The organism is Flavivirga aquimarina (assembly GCF_030540835.1).
Classification (GTDB): domain Bacteria; phylum Bacteroidota; class Bacteroidia; order Flavobacteriales; family Flavobacteriaceae; genus Flavivirga; species Flavivirga aquimarina.
The window spans coordinates 1-297 of the sequence record NZ_JAUOEK010000052.1 but is presented as its reverse complement, the minus strand read 5'-3'; the positions used below and the strand labels follow the sequence as shown (position 1 = coordinate 297).

The window sequence follows — 297 nt, the reverse complement described above, 5'->3', positions numbered from 1 at the left end:
GGAAATCAAGGAGGAGGTTCTATAAAACTAACTAATGTTCCCGGAGAGCAAAGAACAGCATACCAACTATTAGACGCCGTAACTCCAGGGGCTACATATAGATTAAGGTTTTATTACTCAATAACTAATAGCGGAACAATTGGTGAGTTAGATTTTAGAGTTTTACACCCCAATGCAACAAACCCTTCAACAGTTACAAACTTAAATACAATAGCACAATTTATAGGACAGCAAACCATGCATACAAATTCAATAGACTCTTCACACGGCGGAGGTCAAATTGTAGAACTGGAATTT

Annotated in this window: 1 protein-coding gene; it reads left to right on the top strand. The window is 37.4% G+C overall.

Going from position 1 to position 297, the window contains the following annotated elements:
* Window positions 1-297, top strand: a 297-nt coding sequence (locus Q4Q35_RS03100) for a hypothetical protein (protein ID WP_303276463.1), incomplete at both ends; no start/stop codon positions are given.